Below are 3734 nucleotides of genomic sequence, written 5' to 3'. Positions count from 1 at the left end.
TGAGTTCACTGAAGTTAAAGATGACAAAAAATAATTTGTTTCTTTAATAAAAAAACGCGCTTAGGCGCGGTTTTTTATTAGTTACAAAAAATAACAATACGTTTTTTCATATATTTTTAAATTATTTAATGTCAGAAAGGTCAACTATAAAAACTAATGTATTCATTATAAAAAAGATTTTCTAAACTAAAATACATTGTTACTTATTACATTAATTATTCCATTATTGCCAAGTCTAAAAACATCTTTTTAAATTTTTCTACTAAGATCACAAAGCTCGCCCACTCTCCTGTACTTTTTATCATTTTGACGAATTAAATTAAGTAGCTAACAATAAGATTTTATTTATATTTTTTATTTTGCCATGAAAAAAATTCTATGGTGGGGATTAAGCTTATGTTTATGCATAGGCTTTCAAACAACAAGCTTCGCTCAAAATAATCTAGCAATGGGTTCCTCTAATCAACCTTTAAGGTATCGAATTGCTTTTATTGATCCACGGTTTCAATTAACTCGAGAAAAATTAGTTGAGGTTAGCCAACAAGCTGCTGAAATCTGGCACAAAGAGACAGGAAAAACCTATTTTATATATGATTCAGAAGCTCAGTTGGCAATTAACTTAATTTATGATGATCATCAATTGATGAAAAGCGAGCAACAGGAAAATTTGAATGCACTTTTGCAAAAGCAGGAAGTATGGCGTCTTAAAAATGAAGAAATTATTTTAAATAAACAAGAGATTGATCAGCTATCGTCTGATTTAAATAAAAGAAAGATCAGCCTGAAAGCTGAGTTTGAGCAATATCAACAAGACGTAATACGCTTTAACCAAGGAGAACATCAATACTATCGTGCCGATAAGCTAAAAGAGCAGCAAAACCAACTACAGCAAAAATCTGGAAATCTACAAAACGAATCAAATAATTTAAATTATAAAATTCAATTGCTTAATTTAAAAATTAGGGAGCTCAATCAAGAGCAAAATGATTTAAGCTCTTTAAAAACACAATTCAAACTAGAGCAAAAAGCCAGTATTCAACCCTTCCATAAAGGCTTATTCAGCCAAAACCAAATTCAAATTTACGGTTACGCTTCTTTAAATGATTTACGTTTAACCCTTGCCCATGAGTTTGGCCATGCATTAGGACTAAAACATACTACTGATCCTAAATCATTAATGTATCCACGGTTAAAAGAGCAAGATATCCATAATTTCAAATTAACAGATTCAGATTTAGATTTATTAGGCTCAATTTATAGTTCAATTAAGGAAAATCATTAAAGTTAAATAATTAAAAAAACTAAACAAAACCAAACTAAATGAATTTTTTCTAAAAAATAATTTGGCATTTGTTAAAAAATAATGAGACTAAAGTCTCATTTATTTATCCAAATTGTACGTTTTTTGATTGATTTTTCATTTTATATTCTTATAATACGTTTTTTTTTAAATCTCCCCTTTCGATTATGCGTTTAACATCTTTGTTATTAGGCGTAGCCTTTGCTTTTTCTAATTTTCAGGCTAATGCTAATCTTGCTACTCCAGCTCATACTCAAATTCAGCAAAAAACAGGTCAACATTTGACTTATAAAATTGCTGATATTGATCCACGTTTTGGTTTAAGCCAAGACCAATTAATTCAAATTAGCCAACAAGCTGCGGATATTTGGAAGCAAGGTACTGGGCAGGATTATTTTACTTATGATCCAAATGCAAAGTTAGAAATTCGTTTAGTTTACGATAATAGCCAGAGTCGTTCTGAACAGCGTCAAAAAATTGCTGCTCAGTTTCAGCAAGAACAGCAACGTGTAATTGATGAACAGCAACAAATTAAGCAATTGAAACAAACTCTTGGCCAAACTCAATCTGATCTTGAAAATAAGAAGCAGATTTTGAATGGCAAATTGAAAAATCTTGACGAGCAAATGATGCAGCTTAACCAAGGCAAATTAGCACCTGAATACAGTGCTAAATCTTTGGCTAAAACTCAGAAAGATTTGCAAAAACAGACTGTTGCTTTAAAGAAAGAAATTGCTGCATATAATGAGCAAGCTAAAGATTTAAATGTCAAAGTTACTCACTTTAATCAGATTAACAATGAGTTCAACAATTCATTGACCCAATTTAAGCAAAATGCCCAAGCTGATGTCTTTAAAAAAGGTATCTATAATGGCAAGCAAATTGTAATTTATGAGTTTAAGTCTATTGATGATTTACGTTTAACGATTGCTCATGAGTTAGGTCATGCGCTGGGTTTAAAACACAGCGATCAACCAAATGCATTGATGTACTCAGTACGTAAAGATGGTGACAGAAAAGTCACTGGTCTTACAGATGCTGATCGTGATCTATTAAGTGCTTTACCTCAATAATTAAGGACTTGATATAAAATGATGTATCTATTTCTAGGTAGATACATCGAAATTCATATCAAAGTCATGTTATTGTGGTCATAAGAGCTAACTAAAATAGAATGGAGATCAAGATGAGTTACTATCATATCCTGATTGAAGTAAATGATCATATCAGCACAATTGAACAAACACGTGATATTGAACTGTTTGATATTATTGAAATTAAACCATACCTCCATTCTATTCTAATTCCCTTTTTCAATGAGCATGAAATCGAGCTTGAAGATGAAAATATCGAATATAAAGATATTCTACATCTTGAAGTGAAACAGACTCTGTTACCGATTGAACATTTAATTGAAGAAGAACAGAAGCAATTACCAAGTGATACAGATGTTACGATCACTGCGTATGAAATCTTTAATGATCGAGATTTAAGCCAAGATGTCACTTCAGTTATTTTTGATATTTTGGAAGCGGTAAAATTAGATTAGCAATCTAATACAAGTACTTATAAAAAAGGTCTGCATATGCAGACCTTTTTATTATTTTCAGTTTATTGCATCATTTTTTGGGCTTGTTCTTGGCGAAATGCGCGTAAGATTTGTTGCCCTGCCCGTCCTGTTGGATTTAAGCCTAAACGAGTTTGCTCCTGACGAATAGCTACACGGGTTTTATCCCCAATAAGACCATCAACTGCACCAATATCGTAGCCGCGATTAAGCAAAAACTGTTGGATTTCACGTCGTTCCGCGCGTGAAGTTCCTGGATCATCAGTTGGCCAAGATGTTGCAAAAGGACGAGCGCCTTTTAAACGATCAGATAGATGGGCAATAGCAAGACCATAACTTTCCGCTGCGTTATAACTGTAGATAGCATCAAAATTCTTAAATACTAAAAATACTGGACCATTTACGCCTGCTGGTGCCATTAAACCTGCCGAAGTACTGCCAGATAAAGCTCCTTGGACAAGTGGAGAGCCGTCAATTCGAGTTACCCCTCGTGCACTCCAGCTACTTAAGGCTTTCTTTGAGCGTCGCCCTTCTCCATCAATTGACATGCCTTGAGGAACTTTTACTTCAAAACCCCATGGCATTCCTGTTTGCCAACCAGCTTTATTTAAGAAATTAGCCGTTGATGCCAATGCATCTGCAGTACTCGACACTAAATCGCGACGACCATCTCCATCAAAATCAACAGCTAAACGCTCATAGGTCGATGGCATAAATTGCGTATGTCCAAATGCCCCAGCCCAAGAACCTTTCAGTTGATCTTCGGTTAAATCACCGCGCTGTAAAATACGCATGGTGGCAAAAAATTCAGTACGGAAATAACTTTGTCGACGACCTTCACAACTTAAAGTTCCGAGTGCTTGTAAT

At 33.9% G+C, this 3734-nt stretch carries 3 protein-coding genes and 1 pseudogene; 3 read left to right on the top strand and 1 reads right to left on the bottom strand.

Features of this window, described 5'->3' with window-relative positions; genetic code table 11:
- Nucleotides 1-364 precede the first annotated feature (364 nt).
- From UC75_RS18240 to UC75_RS18230, 3 genes and pseudogenes are all read left to right on the top strand, one after another.
- Complete coding sequence (locus tag UC75_RS18240; protein WP_049838396.1) at nt 365-1282, top strand: matrixin family metalloprotease; 918 nt, start codon at nt 365-367, stop codon at nt 1280-1282.
- A gap of 81 nt (nt 1283-1363) precedes the next feature.
- Nucleotides 1364-2373 (top strand): annotated as a pseudogene (locus UC75_RS18235) (M57 family metalloprotease).
- A 101-nt stretch (nt 2374-2474) separates the two neighbouring features.
- Nucleotides 2475-2849, top strand: coding sequence for a hypothetical protein (locus tag UC75_RS18230; protein ID WP_003656007.1), 375 nt, complete (start codon nt 2475-2477; stop codon nt 2847-2849).
- 62 nt (nt 2850-2911) lie between these two features.
- Here UC75_RS18230 and UC75_RS22435 read toward each other — a convergent pair.
- Nucleotides 2912-3734, bottom strand: an 823-nt coding sequence (locus UC75_RS22435; protein ID WP_228137498.1) for a lytic murein transglycosylase, incomplete at its 5' end; no start/stop codon positions are given.

The sequence above is a fragment of the Acinetobacter sp. V2 genome (assembly GCF_001188385.1).
In the GTDB taxonomy this organism is placed as follows: Bacteria; Pseudomonadota; Gammaproteobacteria; order Pseudomonadales; family Moraxellaceae; genus Acinetobacter; species Acinetobacter oleivorans.
Note: the sequence above shows the minus strand (reverse complement) of the source record. Positions and strands in the feature narration are given on the sequence as shown.

Bases quoted from the DNA above. Each gene is read 5' to 3' on its own strand.
- UC75_RS18230 (WP_003656007.1), top strand. From the start codon at position 2,475: ATGGAGATCAAGATGAGTTACTATCATATCCTGATTGAAGTAAATGAT.
- UC75_RS18240 (WP_049838396.1), top strand. From the start codon at position 365: ATGAAAAAAATTCTATGGTGGGGATTAAGCTTATGTTTATGCATAGGC.